The sequence below is a fragment of the Streptacidiphilus sp. PB12-B1b genome (assembly GCF_014084125.1).
Lineage (GTDB): Bacteria > Actinomycetota > Actinomycetes > Streptomycetales > Streptomycetaceae > Streptacidiphilus.
In genome coordinates, this window is the sequence record NZ_CP048405.1 from 4,978,795 (window position 1) to 4,993,366 (window position 14,572).

15 protein-coding genes are annotated in these 14,572 nt (G+C 75.3%); 6 read left to right on the plus strand and 9 right to left on the minus strand.

Going from position 1 to position 14,572, the window contains the following annotated elements:
- Window positions 1-163: 163 nt before the first annotated feature.
- From GXW83_RS21955 to GXW83_RS21965, 3 genes are all read left to right on the plus strand, one after another.
- Window positions 164-1,057, plus strand: a complete 894-nt coding sequence (locus GXW83_RS21955; protein ID WP_182444746.1) for a nucleic acid/nucleotide deaminase domain-containing protein — start codon at window positions 164-166, stop codon at window positions 1,055-1,057.
- The gene (locus tag GXW83_RS21960) at window positions 1,054-2,775 is read left to right on the plus strand and encodes a hypothetical protein (RefSeq protein WP_182444747.1); all 1,722 of its coding nucleotides are present in this window, start codon (window positions 1,054-1,056) and stop codon (window positions 2,773-2,775) included. Before GXW83_RS21955 ends, GXW83_RS21960 begins: the two co-directional genes overlap by 4 nt.
- 144 nt (window positions 2,776-2,919) lie before the next feature.
- A complete protein-coding gene (locus GXW83_RS21965; RefSeq protein ID WP_182444749.1) occupies window positions 2,920-3,720 on the plus strand; it encodes a CHAP domain-containing protein in 801 nt (266 codons plus the stop codon).
- Between the two features lie 29 nt (window positions 3,721-3,749).
- Here the strand turns inward: GXW83_RS21965 and GXW83_RS21970 are convergent, their stop codons facing one another.
- Window positions 3,750-3,959, minus strand: a complete 210-nt coding sequence (locus tag GXW83_RS21970) for a hypothetical protein (RefSeq protein WP_182444751.1) — start codon at window positions 3,957-3,959, stop codon at window positions 3,750-3,752.
- A gap of 560 nt (window positions 3,960-4,519) precedes the next feature.
- Here GXW83_RS21970 and GXW83_RS21975 point away from each other — a divergent pair.
- From GXW83_RS21975 to GXW83_RS21985, 3 genes are read left to right on the plus strand one after another with little or no spacing between them, the layout of a single operon-like run.
- Window positions 4,520-4,942 carry a hypothetical protein gene (locus GXW83_RS21975; protein WP_182444753.1) on the plus strand — a complete coding sequence of 141 codons (423 nt, stop codon included), beginning with the start codon at window positions 4,520-4,522 and terminating at the stop codon, window positions 4,940-4,942.
- Window positions 4,943-4,944: 2 nt separating this feature from the next.
- A complete protein-coding gene (locus GXW83_RS21980) occupies window positions 4,945-5,259 on the plus strand; it encodes a chorismate mutase (protein ID WP_182444754.1) in 315 nt (104 codons plus the stop codon).
- Window positions 5,260-5,317: 58 nt separating this feature from the next.
- The gene (locus GXW83_RS21985; protein ID WP_182444756.1) at window positions 5,318-5,869 is read left to right on the plus strand and encodes a hypothetical protein; all 552 of its coding nucleotides are present in this window, start codon (window positions 5,318-5,320) and stop codon (window positions 5,867-5,869) included.
- A 91-nt stretch (window positions 5,870-5,960) separates the two neighbouring features.
- Here the strand turns inward: GXW83_RS21985 and GXW83_RS21990 are convergent, their stop codons facing one another.
- The 8 genes from GXW83_RS21990 to GXW83_RS22025 all read right to left on the minus strand — a co-directional run bounded on the left by GXW83_RS21990 (window position 5,961) and on the right by GXW83_RS22025 (window position 14,401).
- Window positions 5,961-6,734, minus strand: a complete 774-nt coding sequence (locus GXW83_RS21990) for a response regulator transcription factor (protein WP_182444757.1) — start codon at window positions 6,732-6,734, stop codon at window positions 5,961-5,963.
- Between the two features lie 87 nt (window positions 6,735-6,821).
- A complete protein-coding gene (locus tag GXW83_RS21995; RefSeq protein ID WP_182444759.1) occupies window positions 6,822-7,877 on the minus strand; it encodes a TauD/TfdA family dioxygenase in 1,056 nt (351 codons plus the stop codon).
- Between the two features lie 18 nt (window positions 7,878-7,895).
- On the minus strand, window positions 7,896-8,426 hold the full coding sequence (locus GXW83_RS22000) for a YbaK/EbsC family protein (protein ID WP_370466749.1): 531 nt from the start codon (window positions 8,424-8,426) through the stop codon (window positions 7,896-7,898).
- Entirely contained in the window at window positions 8,416-8,631 is a 216-nt protein-coding gene (locus tag GXW83_RS22005; RefSeq protein WP_182444761.1) for an MbtH family protein, read from the minus strand. The genes GXW83_RS22000 and GXW83_RS22005 overlap by 11 nt, the downstream gene beginning before the upstream one ends.
- Before the next feature lie 46 nt (window positions 8,632-8,677).
- Window positions 8,678-9,676, minus strand: a complete 999-nt coding sequence (sbnA, locus tag GXW83_RS22010) for a 2,3-diaminopropionate biosynthesis protein SbnA (RefSeq protein ID WP_182444763.1) — start codon at window positions 9,674-9,676, stop codon at window positions 8,678-8,680.
- Between the two features lie 45 nt (window positions 9,677-9,721).
- Window positions 9,722-10,753, minus strand: coding sequence for a 2,3-diaminopropionate biosynthesis protein SbnB (gene sbnB, locus GXW83_RS22015; protein ID WP_182444764.1), 1,032 nt, complete (start codon window positions 10,751-10,753; stop codon window positions 9,722-9,724).
- Between the two features lie 35 nt (window positions 10,754-10,788).
- The gene (locus GXW83_RS22020) at window positions 10,789-11,754 is read right to left on the minus strand and encodes a TauD/TfdA family dioxygenase (RefSeq protein ID WP_182447495.1); all 966 of its coding nucleotides are present in this window, start codon (window positions 11,752-11,754) and stop codon (window positions 10,789-10,791) included.
- Between the two features lie 73 nt (window positions 11,755-11,827).
- The gene (locus tag GXW83_RS22025; protein ID WP_304940971.1) at window positions 11,828-14,401 is read right to left on the minus strand and encodes an amino acid adenylation domain-containing protein; all 2,574 of its coding nucleotides are present in this window, start codon (window positions 14,399-14,401) and stop codon (window positions 11,828-11,830) included.
- Between the last annotated feature and the right edge of the window lie 171 nt (window positions 14,402-14,572).

Sequence of the window (14,572 nt, forward strand, 5' to 3'; positions counted from 1 at the left end):
CGGACCTGCGCACCGGAGCCGATAGGATGCACCGCATGCCCCCGACAGCCGACCGGGCTCCGGTGGAGTCGGTCCCTCCCGCCGCCGACCCGGCCCCGTCCCCGGCCCCGCTCATAGCCCCGGCCCTGCTCCCTGCCCCGGCGCGCGCAAGGACGTCCGGGGAGTGAACGGGCAGGACCGCGCCGCGCTCGACGCCGCCCTGGCCGCCCGCTTCGGCGAGGCGGGGGTGCGACGCTTCGCCCAGGCCCCGGCGGCGGCCGATCCGGCGGCGCCGGAGGCCGCGGCACTCGCCCGGATCGCCGCGCTGACCCTGCCGTTGCAGGTCGGGCCGTACTTCCGCACCGCGCCCGGCGCGTCTGCCGCGCTGCGCGGCTACGCACTGGCCGCCGCCAAACCGCTGGCCGCCGCCGAGCAGCTGGCCTGGTCCCGGCTCGGCCACGACCGCGCGTACGAGATCGTCGCCGACCCCCAGGGGCGGGTCCACGCCCTGCACCTCGGCTACCGCGAGCCGCTGCGGTTCGTCAGCTCCAGCCCGGAGGCCTTCGCCGCCGCCCTGCTGGGCCTGGACTCGCTGCTCGACGCCCTGGGCGCGACCGACAGTCCGGCGCAGGCCCGGGCCGCCTTCGACGGCTTCCGACTCCGGCTCCAGCAGGCCGATCCGGCGGCCTTCGCGGACCGGGAGAGCTGGTGGCCGCTGGTCCTGGACGATCTGCGGGACACCGCGGGCGCCGACAACGCCGCCGCGTTCGAGATCACCGGCGAGGACGGCGAGAAGACGGTCCACACCGCCACCGGGACGATCGGGCTGCACCCCGAGGAGCGGCTGTGGGCCTCGCTGCACAGCGCCGGGATCACCGCGGCCCAGGTCACCGGCGTGCACACCGAGTTGGAGGCCTGCTTCCTGCCGGGCCACTACTGCTCGCTGTGGCTGGCCGCGCTCTTTCCCCGGGCGCGGCGCACCCACAGCTTCCGTTACGGCGCGACCGCCGCGTCCCGCGCCGAGGGGATGGACCGGCTCCGCGCCACGGCGGTCCGGCAGGCCGGAGGGGCGACGTGACACAGGCACAGACCGGCGACCGTCCGCCGCTCGACGGCCCGGCGGCGCTGCTCGCCCCGGCCCTGCTGGACTGGGCCTCCCGCGACGACCCGGCCTGCCCCCGGGTCTGCCTGGTCACCGGCGGACGCGGCACCGGCAAGAGCCGGTTGCTGGCCTGGCTGCTGACCGACTCCACCCGGCAGCCGGTCCCCACCGTGCACGCCGCGGCGCCCGCCCGGGGGCACACCGCGCAGACGCTGTCCTGGGAGCTCGGACGCCAACTCGGCTACGGCCCCCTCGATCCCGGCGCGCTGCTGGAGCGGCTGCGGACCGACGACCGGCCGCTGCGGCTGGTCGTCGCCGATCTGCACCTGGCCGGGCGGGGCCCGGCCGACCTGCCGTCGGCCGCGCCCGCCGCCGTCGTCACCGAGCTGCTGCAGCCGCTGCTGGCCCTGCCCGGCGTGCGCGCGGCGGTCGAGGTCGACCGGGCCGAACTGCTGCCGGTGGCCGATCCGCTGGTGCTCGCCCTGCCGACCGGGGGCGACGCGCCCGCCGACCCGGCGGCGGCCTCCGGCGCCGACGCGCCCGGTCCGGGCGGGGACTGGCGGTGGGCCTCGGCCGCCGCCCGCGAGACCGCCCTGGACCAGGCGGTGCGCGACGGCACCGCGCCGGGGCTGCTGGCCGACCCCGGCTACCTCGCCCTCGGCTCGGCCGTCGCCGTCACCGCGGCCCTCGCCGACCGCAGGATCGCCGTGCCGCCCCGGCTGCGCACCGTCTGGGCCGCCGCCGGACCGGCGCTCGGCGAGGGCGGCATGTCCGACTCCGAGCGCGCCGCCGTGCTGCACGCCGCCGCCCTGACCGCCGATCCACGGCTGGCGCGGTACCTGCGGCCGCTGGCCGAGCAGCACCTGTGGACCGCCGCGTGGTCCCGGCCCGGTCTGCGCACCGCCGGGCTGGCATTGACCGGGAACGGCCTGCTGGTCGCCGACCCGGCCGGACGGCTGCACGCCCACGACCCGGCGGACGGCTCGCTCGTCGCCCGCCTGGCCACCGACCCGCGCCAGCGGCCCGCGCGCATCGCCTCGGCGGGCGCGGGCCAGCTGCTCACCGTCGACGCCGTCGGCCACCTGCAACTGCTGCGCACTCCCCCGGCCGGTCCCGGCGGCGCGGCGGCGGCCCCGGCGGCGGCCGGGCTCCGCCCGTTCGTCCAGCAGCACAACGCCGCCGTCCTGGCCGGTACGGCGGCGGCGGTCACCGCGGTGGCCGCCGACTCGGGCAGCGTGGCCGTCGCCGACGCCCGGGGCTGGTTCCACCTGCTGCACGCGGCGGCCCCGCCCGCCACGGTCCGGGGCCACAGTCCGTACCAGGCGCCGATCACCGCCATCGCCTGCCTGGTGCTGCCCGACGCCCGGGACGGCCTGTGCCTGGTCGTCACCGGCCGGGCGGACGGATCGGTCCGGCTGTGGAACTCCGCCACCCGCCGGTCCATGCCGGACCCGGTCGAGCAGCGCGGCGCCCTGCCGACCGCCCTGGCCGCGGCCCGCACGGCGGCGGGGCCGGTGCTGGCCGTCGCCTGGTCCGACCGGCGGCTGCACCTGTGGCGGCTCGCCGAGGGCCGCTTCGCCGCGATCCCGCTGCTCCAGGACGTCGACGCGCTGGCGCTGACCCCGGAGGGCCTGCTGCTGTGCGGCGGCCCCCAGGGCACGCTCGCCCTCAGCACCGACCCCGCCGCCCTGTAACCGCGCCCGGTGGGCGCGCCCCGTCGGCGCGCCTTCCGGTGCGGCCGTTCGGGTCTGACCGGGCGACAGGCCGAGCGATGGGGAACGGTCGCCCGAACCTCTCTCCTAGCCTTCGTACGCGTCACCCGGACAGGAGGAGGGACCATGAAGCTCACGACTTCCGCACGCCGCTGGTACGGCGCGGGGGCGGCCCTGGCCGCGTCCGGGGTGCTGGCGTTCACCGGCCCGGCCGCCGACACGCCCGGCGCCGGCGCCGCCACGGGCACCGGCGGGGCCGCCGCCGCGCTGGCCGTCGCCAACCTGGGCCGTGGCGCCGGCACCTGCGCGCTGCCGCCGACCCGCAACAGCCTCGGCGGCAGCCAGTTCGAGACCAGCTGCGCCGGCGGCTACACCGGCGGCCCCGAGTACTGGTGCGCGGACTTCGTGCAGTGGGTCTGGCAGCACTCCGGCCTGTCCACCGACGGACTGTCGCCGGAGGCGGCGACCTTCATCTCCTACGGCGAGGCCAACGGCACCCAGCACACCGGCACCGGCTACCAGCCGAAGCCGGGCGACGCGGTCGAGTTCGGCAGCACCGAGGACTCCGGCCGGATCGACCATGTGGCGATCGTGACGGCGGTGAACCCGGACGGCTCGGTGGTGACCGCCAACGGCGACTGGGACGGCCCGTCGGTGAACGACGTCTCCATGGCCACCTACGCGGTGCGCTCCAAGGTGGTGGCGATCACCGTCCCGGCCGCGCAGCGGTCGGTGGGCTCCGAGCCGACCACGGTCGACACCGCGGACGGCTACTACATCGCCGGCTACACCACCCCGGTGTCCGCCGCCAAGGGCGCCGCACCGGACGCGGGCCCGGACGCGGGCCCGGACGCCGTCCCGGACCTCGGCTGCGGCGGCGGCGCGCCGCTGTCCGCGCCCAGTCTCTCCTGCCCGGACCCGTCCTGACCGACCGGCGCCCGGGGCTGCGGCGGGGGTCAGCCCCAGTCCTCGTCATTGGGCTGGGCGCTGCCGCTGCCCGGCGTCGGGGTGGCGGTGGCGGCGACCGGGTCGGCTGCGCGGTGCCGGACGTCCGGGCCGTGGCCGGTGCCGCCGCCGAGGACAGTGCAGAGCGTCAGCAGCAGGGTGGCCGTGCCGAGTGTGGCGGCGATGCGGCGGCGGGATGTGGCGGCAATTGCGGCGTCCATGCGAAATCGTCCTTTTTTGTTCGGCTCGGTTGGTACGAGGAAGACATTAGGAAGACCCGACTTCGAACGCTTATCGTTTTCGCTTCGGGTGACCGGGCGGCCGATATCCGAGAAAACGGATCAGTCGGCTCCGAACGGAACGCGGGTATCCGAGAGCGCTCTCGAAACGGACGATGCTGCTCCGCCGAGATCGGCACCGCCCGCCGAGCGGCGTCCTTCCTGGTCCGGGCCGGGTCCGGCGGACCGATAACGAAAGAAAAAGGCCGCCGACTACCGTGATGGCACCGGCCGGTTCCCCGTGGCCGCTTCCCGGCGCCAGGAGACGCAGCGTGATCCAGTCAGTCGTGCTTGTCGACGGTGGCACTGCGGGGTGGACGCGTGCCGCCGACCCCCAGGCAGCTTTCGGTGACCGCAGGGGCGCCGGTGGAGCAGCGTTCAGCACTGTCCCGTATTTCTTCGGCCGTCACGGCGGAATCCGCTGCGAGAACCGGGGAAAGGGCGGGCGCTATTTCCGCCGCCCGGAACTCCGCCGGCCGCGTCCGGGCCGCACCGGTCCGGGCGTGCTGCTCGGGCTGCCGGCCCTGGCAGCGGCGGCGCCGGGAATGCCCCTGGGCGCGGACGGGTATCGACCCGGCTGTGCGGTCGTCCTCGTCCTCGGGCTCGCCCTCGTCGCGCTGCCCGTGCGGGCCCGGGCCGGCATCGCCCTCGCGGTCTGCGGTGGCGCGGCCGCCGGGAAGCTGCTGACCGTGGGCCACCGGCGCCCGGCCCGGTTCGGCCCGGGCGCCCTGCACCACGGCCCGCTGGTGAACTGCCGGGGCGTCACCGATCTGGTGGTCGCCCGGATCGGCCGACAGCTCCACCTGATCGGCTCGACCGGGCTGACCGTCCTGGTGATCATGGCACTGGTCACCTCCGGCATCACCGTCCCGCTGCTGCGGAGCCGCCGCACCTTTGCCCGACCGACCGAGACCGAGGAGGACTGACGATGTCCGGAACCCCACCGCTGGGAGTGCCCGAGCGGCAGCAGCAGCTCGACCGGCTGGACGACGCCATCATCGCGCTGCTCCAGGAACGCCGGCTGGCCGCCGGGCAGTTGCGGGCGCTGCGCAGCGCCCGCTCGCTGCCGGCCTCCGAACTGGTCGGCGAGAACCGGCTGCTGGCCCGCTACCGGGAGGCCCTCGGCAGCCCCGGGACCGGCATCGCGCTGGAGCTGCTGGCCCTGGCCCGGACCGGCGCCGCCGCCACCCCCGAACCGTTACCCCACCCCGTGCCCGTGCCCGTCGAAAGGACCCCGTCATGACCCCCTCCCTGTTCCCGAGACCCGGGGCTCGTCCGCTCCCCTGCGCCGCGCAGGCGGGGTGCTCCGGGCTCCGTTCCAACTGACCACCTGGCGGCACCTGTTGTTCGCCGCGCTGGGGCCGCTCGGCTTCGCCGCGCTGGAGGGCACCCAGTTCGCCCTGCGTCCCGGCCCGGGCGGGCAGAACTCGCACAACGGGCTGCTGCTGATCGTGGTCGTGGTCGCGGTGGCGCTGATCGGCCCCGGCTACGAGCGGCTGCGGGCCCGGCTGGTGCTCGGCGAGGAGATCGGCCGTCGGCGCGGGCGCGGAAGGATCGGCCGCGGCGCGCTGTTCTTCCTGTTCAACCTGGTGCTGACCGGGGTGATGTTCCTGCTGGTGGCCGGATGGGTGATCGTCTCCATCCGCAACCTCAGCTACCCGATCTGGGGCTGGGCGCCCTACCCGGACCCGGCCTGGGGCGGCCCGACCGCGTTCGGCGCGGTGCTGCTGCACTTCTCGGCCGGCGTGCTGGCGTTCTTCCTGGTGCCGTGGGCGGTGGTGCGGATCAACCACTGGCAGCTGGGCGTGGACCGCAAGCTGATCGGGGCCAGGGCCGACGAGATCCCCAGCTGACCCCCGTCTTCGCGCCCGCCTCCGCGCCCCGACGGCGCGGGAACGGCCGAGCCGTCGCCCCGAAGGCCGCACTGGCCTCCGGGGCGACGGCTCATCGGTTTCCGCAGCTCCGGCTGCCGACCCGGACCGGGACCGGTCCGGTGGGCGGGCCGGGGCGGCGGCGCGGCTCCGGCTGCCGCTGGTGCGGGTAGGGCGTCGGCGCCGGCTGCTGCTGGGCCAGGAAGCGCAGCACCGCCAGCACCCGCCGGTTGTGCCGTCCGCCGTCGGCGGCGATCCCCAGCTTGGTGTAGACCGTGGCGATCCGCTTCTCCACCGTGCCTTCGGAGACCCGCAGTTGTTCGGCGATGGCCTGGTTGGAGCAGCCCTGGGCCATCAGCCCGAGCACCCCGGCCTCGGCCGGGGTCAGCCCGCCGAGGGTGTCGTGCCGCTCGCGCGGGGACGTGGCCGGGGCGAGGGCCCCGGCCACGCTCGGGTCCAGCACGGTCTGCCCGGCCGCGACCCGGGCCAGCGAGTCCAGCAGCTCGGCGGTGTCCGACACCCGCTCCTGGAGCACGTAGCCTGCGCCGTTGTCGGCCCCGGCGAACAGCGCCGCGGCGTCCCGTATCCGGGGCGCCGCGGCGAACATCAGCACGCCCGTGCCGGGGGCCAGCCGGACCGCCGCCAGGGCGGCCCGCAGCCCCCCGTCGGGGCGGGCCGGCGCGAGGACCGCGTTGAGCAGCAGCACGTCCGGTCTGTGCGCCGCGACCAGCTCCGGCAGCTGCCGGGCATGCGGAACGGCCGCGACCACCTGGTGGCCCTGGCCGTCGAGTACCTGCGCGAGACCCGAGCGCAGCACGGCGCTGCCCTCCGCCACGACAAGGCGCATGGCGTGCTCCCTCCTGAGGGGCCCGCGCGGACGCGGGCCCCTGGTCGGTCCGGTGGATGTACGGGTGTGCTCCCCCGGTGGTGTCGGTCAGTCGAGGACGTGTCCGTCGCCGGTCCGGTGCGGCCGGGAGCGGCGCAGGTCCGCGAGGACGAAGCTGCGCTGCAGCCAGCGGTCGCGGCCGTCGTAGCGGGGCCGGAAGCCGGTGCGGCCGTGGACGGTCACCCGGTTGTCCACGACGGCCAGGTCGCCGGGGGTGAGCAGGACCGTGGACGCGGTCAGGTCGAACAGCCGCTGGAGTTCCAGCAGGGCGTCGGCGGCGCGGCCGGTGAGCGGCCGGGTGGCCTCCAGGTCCACCCGCAGGTCGGGGTCGTCCGGTGCGCCGTGCAGCACCGCGTGGGGTTCGGTGCCGCCGCTGCCGGCCCCGAAGGAGGGCGGCGGGGCGGTCACGAACTCCGGTGCGGACAGCGCCGTGCGGGCGTCCGGGGTCAGCAGCGGCAGCACCTGCCGGACGCAGGAGGTGCGCAGCCCGGCGATGCCCTCGTGGTCGCTGCGCAGGCAGAGCAGCATCACGAAGTCGGGGCGGTGCGGGTGGAAGGCGTTCTCGTTGTGGAAGCCGAGCCGTACCGATCCGGCGTTGCCCTGGAACTCCTCCTGGCCCGGGACCGGGACGACGTCCTGCACCAGGGCGCCGGACTTCTCCGGGCGGAAGGCCGCCGGGTCGCCGAGCCCGGCGGCGATCATCACCAGCGTCCCGGCCGGTACGGTGGCCTGGCGCTGCACCGAGCCGGGCACGGCCGGGGTGCCCGGCAGCGCCTGCTCGTCCACCGGCAGGCCGCGCACCAGCAGGGTGCCGGTGGGGCCGCTGTCCCGGCGGAACCGGAGCAGGTCGCGGCGCAGTCCGGCCGGGAGGTCGGACCAGGCGTCGCTCGCGGCGGCGGCCCAGCGCGGATCGTCGATCACTCCGCCGGCGGCGGAGCACAGGCGGTCGGCCACGGCGTGCACCTGGGCGCGGCTCTCCCGGTCGACCGGGACGACCGGGATACCGGCTTCGCTCTCCAGACCGGGTTCCAGGTCGGGGTTCAGGCCGGGTTCCGGGCCCGGTTCCAGCCCGGGGGTCGCTCTCGACTCGAAGGTGACTGGCATGGGTGTCTCCTCTCTCGTTCAGGCCGCGGTGGCGGCGGGCGCCGCCTCGGCCGCCGGCAGGGCGACCCGGGCGCTGAGGGGTGCCGCGATCTCGCGGTAGGCGGGCACCGGCAGGGCCACCGACAGGTCGAGGCGGGCGGCGTTGAAGTAGATCTCCTCCTGCTCCAGCAGGTCCCGGTCGGCGATCAGGGTGAGCGCCGGGTCGAAGGAGAACGGGATGATGGAGCCGCTGACGCAGCCGGTCAGCCGCTCGGCGGTGGCACGGTCGGCCATCCCGGCGCGGGTGCCGCCGACGCAGTCCCGGACGGCGTCCAGGTCGACGCGGCGGTCCCCCTGGACGACGGCGAGCACGTACCGGGACGTCCTGCCGCCCAGGGCGACCCGGATCACCAGGGACTTGGCGGCCTGGTGCAGCGGGTGGCCGCGCAGCCGGCTGGCCGTGTCGGTGCGGCCCTCCGGCGGGTGCTCCAGCAGCCGGTACCGGGCGCGCCCGGCCGACAGCGCTGCCATCAGCCGGGCGTGGCCGGTCCCCTCGGGGCTAGGCGGCACGGTCCATCACCTCGGCGACCGACCGCGGACGCAGATCGGTCCAGTGCTCGGTGATCCAGGCCAGGCTCTCGTCGTAGCCGGACTCGGCCAGGGCGATCGTCCAGCCCGCCGGGACGTCGGCGAAGGTGGGCCAGAGGGAGTGCTGCCCCTCGTCGTTGACAAGGACGAGGTAGCGGCCCTCGGGGTCTTCGAAGGGGTTGGCCATGACGGGGTTCCTCCCGGTACAGGGTGTGGATGGTGCGGTTCGGTGGTCAGGCGGTCTCGGCCATCAGCGGGCCGGTCTGCTCCAGGGCCTCGGCGCCGTAGACGCCCTGGACCCAGTTGCGGTGGTAGACGGTGTCGAGGTAGCGCTCGCCCAGGTCGGGCGAGATGGCGACGGCGGTCCTGGCGGCCAGGCCGCCCCGCTCGGCCGCGTCCGCCTCCAGCCAGGACAGCGCCCCGGCGACGACGGTGCCGGTCGAGCCGCCGAAGACGAACCCGCGCGCGGCGAGCCGGTGGCAGGTGCGGATGGTGTCGGCCTCGGCGATCCGCACCACGTCGTCCACATAGCTCGGGTCGAGCAGTTCCGGCCGGACCGCGGAGCCCAGGCCGGGGATCATCCGCGGGGCCGGCGGGCCGCCGAAGGTGATCGAGCCGATGCTGTCCACGGCGACGATCCGCACGCCGGGGCGGTGCTCTCGGAACCAGCGGGCGCAGCCCATCAGCGTCCCGGTGGTTCCGGCGCCGACGAACAGCAGGTCGAGGTCGCGGAAGCGGCGGGCGATGGCGGGGGCGGTCCACCGGTAGTGGGCGCGCCAGTTGTCGGCGTTGACGTACTGGTTGAGCCACAGGTAGCGGCTGTCGCTCGCGCAGAGCCGGCGCACCTGGGCCAGCCGGGCGCCGAGGAAGCCGCCCTCCGGGTCGGGGTCGGTGACGACGTGCACCTCGGCGCCGAGGGCCTCCATCAGTCGGCGGGTGGCCAGGTTGCAGCGGGAGTCGGTGACGCACAGGAAGCGGTAGCCCTTGCTGGCGGCGATCACCGCCAGGGCGACGCCGAGGTTACCCGAGGACGACTCGACCAGGACCGATCCCGGTCGCAGCGTGCCGCTGCGCTCGGCGGCCTCGACCATGGCGCGGGCCGCCTTCTGCTTGATCGACCCGGAGAAGTTGAAGCCCTCGCACTTGAGGTAGAGGGAGGCGCCGAGGGTGTCGGTGAGGTCGACGAAGAGGTCGTCCTCGTTGAATTCATGTGGGGCCGAGATGATCGGCACGCGTCCTCCCGGGTCCGCGGTGGGCGATGAGGTGAGGCCGGACGCTCATCCGTAGCGGCGGGTCTCGTGGAAGAAGCCGTCGACAACGGCCAGTTCGCCCTCGGCGAGCACGCGGTCGTACACGTGTCTGCCGAGGGCGAGGTCCAGCACGCCGAGGCCGAACGGCGAGAACACCACCGTGCGGTCGGCCGGCGCGCGGACCGTCCCGGTGAGCACGTCGTGGAGCGTGCCGTCGATGAACTCCCGGTGGCCCGACCGCTGTTCGGCCAGGTGCACCGAGGTGTCGGCCTTCAGGCAGTGCTCCACGTCGTCGACGATGTTGAAGCTCCGCAGCACCAGGCCGGGGTCGAGGTCGCGCAGCGAGATGTGCAGCACCAGCGGGTGGTGGTCGAACCAGGAGGCGTCGCTGATGTGCGGGGTTCCGGCGACGGTGGCGAAGACCACCAGGTCGGAGCCGCGGATCAGCTTCTCCGCGCTGTCGTGGACGACGACGGCGGTGTCGGTGTCCGCGCCGGCCAGGTAGCCGGCGAAGCCCTCGGCGTGCTCGGCCGACAGGTCGAACACCCCGGTCTCCGCGAAGGTCCAGCCGGTGCCGCGCAGGAACTGGTGGATGTAGCGGGCGATCAGGCCGGTGCCGACGAAGCCGATCCGCGTCGGGCGCTCGCGCCCGGCGCTGAGCCGGTCCGCGGCCAGCGCCGCCGAGGCAGCGGTGCGCGCGGCGCTGATGATGGAACTCTCCAGGCAGGCCAGCGGATAGCCGGTGTCGTGGTCGTTGAGGATGAGCACGGCGGAGGCGCGCGGCAGCCCGGAGGCCACGTTCTCCGGGAAGCTGGAGATCCACTTCAGCCCGTCGGTGCGGACGTCGCCGCCGATGGAGGCCGGCAGGGCGATGATGCGCGCGCTGGGGCGGTCGGGGAAGCGCAGGAAGTAGGAGGGCGGGTTGACGGTGTCGCCCGCGCCGTGGATGCGGTAGGCGTCCTCGATCAGGGCGACCACCTCGCGGTGCCGACCCTCGAGGGTGCGGTGCACCTGGGCGCCGGGAATCACGGCGAAGGAAGGGAGTTGGGCGGGAGGCATAGCGGACTCCACAACGGATGTCAGGTGATGGACAGTCAGTTCAGGACGTGGTCGGGCAGTCGCACCGGATCGCCGAGGACCACCGCCACCTCCCGCTCGCCCTCGTACGGCTCGCGGCCGTGCGCGGTACGCAGGTTGTCGACCAGCAGCAGGTCGCCCTGCTGCCACGGTTCGCGGCGGGTCGCCAGCCGGTACGCCTCGTTGACGGCGGCGACGTCCTGCGGCGGGATCGGCGTGCCGTCCCCGTACGCGGTGGTGAACGGCATGGCGTCCGGGCCGTACACCTCGGTCAGGTAGGCGCGGATCATCGGGTCGAGGGTGAGTTCGTTGAGGAAGGCGGCCTGGTTGAACCAGACCTCCTCGCCGGTGGCCGGATGGGTCAGCACCGCGGCCCGGCGCTGGCGGGTGCGCAGCACCGCGTCCGGCAGCCACTCGAAGCCGATGGCCTCGGCCCGGCAGTAGGCGCCGATGGCCTGCGGGTCCTCCGTGCCGAAGGACTCGTAGAGGGATACGCCGACCTCGCGGTAGTTGCGGGTGAGCTGCCAGCCCTTGGCGCGGAACCGGGCCGCCAGTTCGGGCGGCAGCAGCCGCAGCACCTCGGCGCCGTCGGCGACCACGGTGGCGCCGCCGGCCGCCGGGGCGGTCAGGCAGCCGAACAGCAGCACCGAGGGGACCTCGGCGGCGTAGCTCAGCTCGTGGTGCAGGCAGAGCTGCTCGTCGGGGGGCCACTCGGAGGCGGACTGGCCGCCGTCCGGGTACTCCCGGCGGGTGGCGAAGCGCTCCCGCTCGGCCATCGGGGTGATGCCGAGCGCGAGGGCGTACTGCGCCACCTCGGCGGCGGAGCGTATGCCCAGGCCGCGCAGCAGCACGGCGCCGTGCTCGGCCAGCAGCGAGCGGACGCGGACGCGTTCGGCGGCGGCCCAGCGGGCGCCCGCGCCCGGTCCGCTCACGCCGTGGGCGTGCTCCACCCGCAGGGTGTCGTCGGTGAGCAGGGTGGTCATGGTCACGGTGTCTCCTTGGGTCGCGGTCGGGTTCGGTCCTGGCGGCGGTCGGGTTGGCCCTGGCGCGCGGCGGTCAGCCGACGGCCGCTGCCGGGGCGGTGGCGTCCGCCCCGCCGCCGGAGCGCTGTTCGAGCAGCGCGGCCAGGTCGGCGAGGACGGGGGTCCGGGTGATGTCCTTGACGCTGACCGCGCGGTCCAGCAGGATCGCCAGCCGGATGGCGGACAGGGAGGTGCCGCCCAGCTCGAAGAAGTGCGACCGGCGGCCGATCCGGTCCACCGGCGTCTTCAGCGCCTCGGCCCAGTGGGCGGCCAGCCGCAGCTCGGCGGCGCTCCCCTCGGCGTCGGCGGCGGGCAGGGCGCACAGCTCCGCCTCGGCCAGCCGGGTCAGCGCCTTCTTGTCGGTCTTGCCGTTCGCGGTCAGCGGCAGGCTCTCCCGGCGGACCAGCCGGGTGGGCACCATGTACGCGGGCAGCGAGGCGTCCAGCACGCCGCGCACCTGCTCCGGGTCGGCGGGGCCGCTGAAGAAGCCGACCAGGTGCCGGCCCTCGCCCGCCCCGGCGGTGACCACCGCGCCGTCGCGGACCCCGGGCGCGCGCAGCAGCCGGTCCTCGATCTCGCCGATCTCGATCCGGAAGCCGCGGATCTTCAGCTGGGCGTCCCGGCGGCCGTGGAACTCCAGCTTGCCCTCGGCCGACCAGCGGCCGAAGTCGCCGGTGCGGTACAGCCGTTCGCCGGGGCGGTGGGGGTCGGCGCAGTACGCCGCCCTGGTCCGCTCCGGGTCGTTGACGTAGCCGCGCCCGACGCAGACCCCGGAGAAGACGATCTCCCCCGGCGCGCCCAGCGGCACCGGCCGCAGCCACGCGTCCACCACGTAGGCGCGGACGTTGCGTACCGGCCGCCCCAGTGGGATGCCGCCGGAGGCGGGAACCGCCGTCAGCACCTCGTGGTTGGTGTCGTCGCTGGTCTCGGTCAGCCCGTAGGCGTTGACCAGCCGCACCCCGGGGAAGGCGGCGAACCAGCGCTGTGCCAGCTCCCGTTTGAGCACCTCGCCGGTGGTGGAGACGCAGCGCAGCCCGGGCAGCCGGGCCGGGTCGCCGTCCAGGTAGGTCAGCAGCACCTCCAGGTAGGAGGGCACCAGTTGGACCACCCCGACCCGGCCGGCCCGGACCGTCTCCACGAAGCGGGCGATGTCCGCCACCGCCTCCTGCTCCACGATCAGCGTGCTCCCGCCGACCAGCAGGGCGGCCACCAGCTGCCACAGCGAGATGTCGAAGCACTGCGGGGCGGTCTGCGCCACCACCGTGCCCTCGGTGACGCCCAGGTCCTCGATCTTGGCCAGCAGGTGGTTCAGGAAGCCGGCGTGCTCGCACACCGCGCCCTTGGGCTCGCCGGTCGAGCCGGAGGTGAAGTAGATGTAGGCCGACTGGTCCGGCCCGACCGGGATGCCCGGATCGTCCTGACGGCCGTCCCCGGCCAGCAGGGACGTCAGTTGACGCACCGTCACCTCCTGTTCCGGACCCAGCTCGGCCAGGGCCGGGGCCAGGCCCGGCGCGGTCCCGGTGCCGGTCAGCGCCTGCGAACAGCCGCTGCGGCGCAGCATGGAGGCGATCCGGGCGGCCGGGAAGTGCGGCTCGACCGGCAGGTAGACCGCGCCCGCCTTGAACACCCCGACGACCGCCGCCAGCCACTCCAGGCTGCGTTCGGCGACGACCGCCACCGGCTGCTCGTGCTGCGGGCCGTCCTGGCACAGGGCCCAGGCGACCTGGTTGGCGCGCCGGTTCAGCTCGGCGTACGTCCAGCTGCGGCCGCCCTGGACCGCGGCGACGGCGTCCGGGCGCAGCCGCGCCTGCTCCTCGAACAGCTGGTGGAACGGCCGTTCCGGCAGTTCGCGCACCGGCCCGGCCAACTCGTGCAGCTGGTAGTGCAGTTCGGCTTCGGAGAGCAGGCTGCGGGTGTGGTGGCCACGGTTGGGGCCGGTCACCGCATGGCCGAGCGCCCGCAGGCAGTAGCCGGCGATCCGGTCCACGGCCGGTCCGTCCAGGGCGTCCGGCCGGTAGCGCAGCACCAACTCGGCGCCGTCCACCGCGATCCAGAGCAGGACGCCCTCGGGGAGGGCTCCAGCCGGCGGCAGGCCCTCGGCGCGGGAGAGCACGCTCTCGAACAGCCCGTCGGTGCGGACCCGGTCCCGGATGGCCGCGGTGGGCGCGGCGGCGGCATGACGCAGCACCTGCTCCCGGGCGTTCCCGGCGGCGGCGGCCAGCTGCTGCCAGCTGCCGTCGGCCACGGTGATCCGCACCGGCAGCGGCTCGGCCTGCGGCCCGGACGCGGTGGGCGCGGACGCCGCTGGCGCGGGGGCAGTTGGCGCGGGGGCGGTCGGCAGCCAGCCGGTGACGGTCTCGCCGTCCCCGGTGAGCGCGGCGACCACCTTGGCGTGCGCGGCGAGCAGCAGCGGCTCGCTCAGCCCGGCCAGCACCCGCTCCGGGATCGGCACCCGGCTCTCGGCCGCTGCCGCTGCCGCTGCCGCTGCCGCCCGGGGCGTGTCCACGACCCTGACCGGCCGCGGGAGTCGGGTGCAGCCGGCGGCGTCGAGGATCTCGCGCCAGTAGCGGCGGCCGACGGCTCCGTCCTGGTCCATCGCGTCCGTCACGAGCCCCACCCTCCACCTTGGAAATCGGTCGGTCCGATGGGTCACTGGCCCACCCGGAGTTTCGAGACCGACCCTAGGGAGGCGGATTATTGTCGGAGTATCGATCGACTTCCGGGCCCGTGCGCGGGTGCCCGGACACGCGTCTGGCGGCCTCCCCAGGGGGAAGCCGCC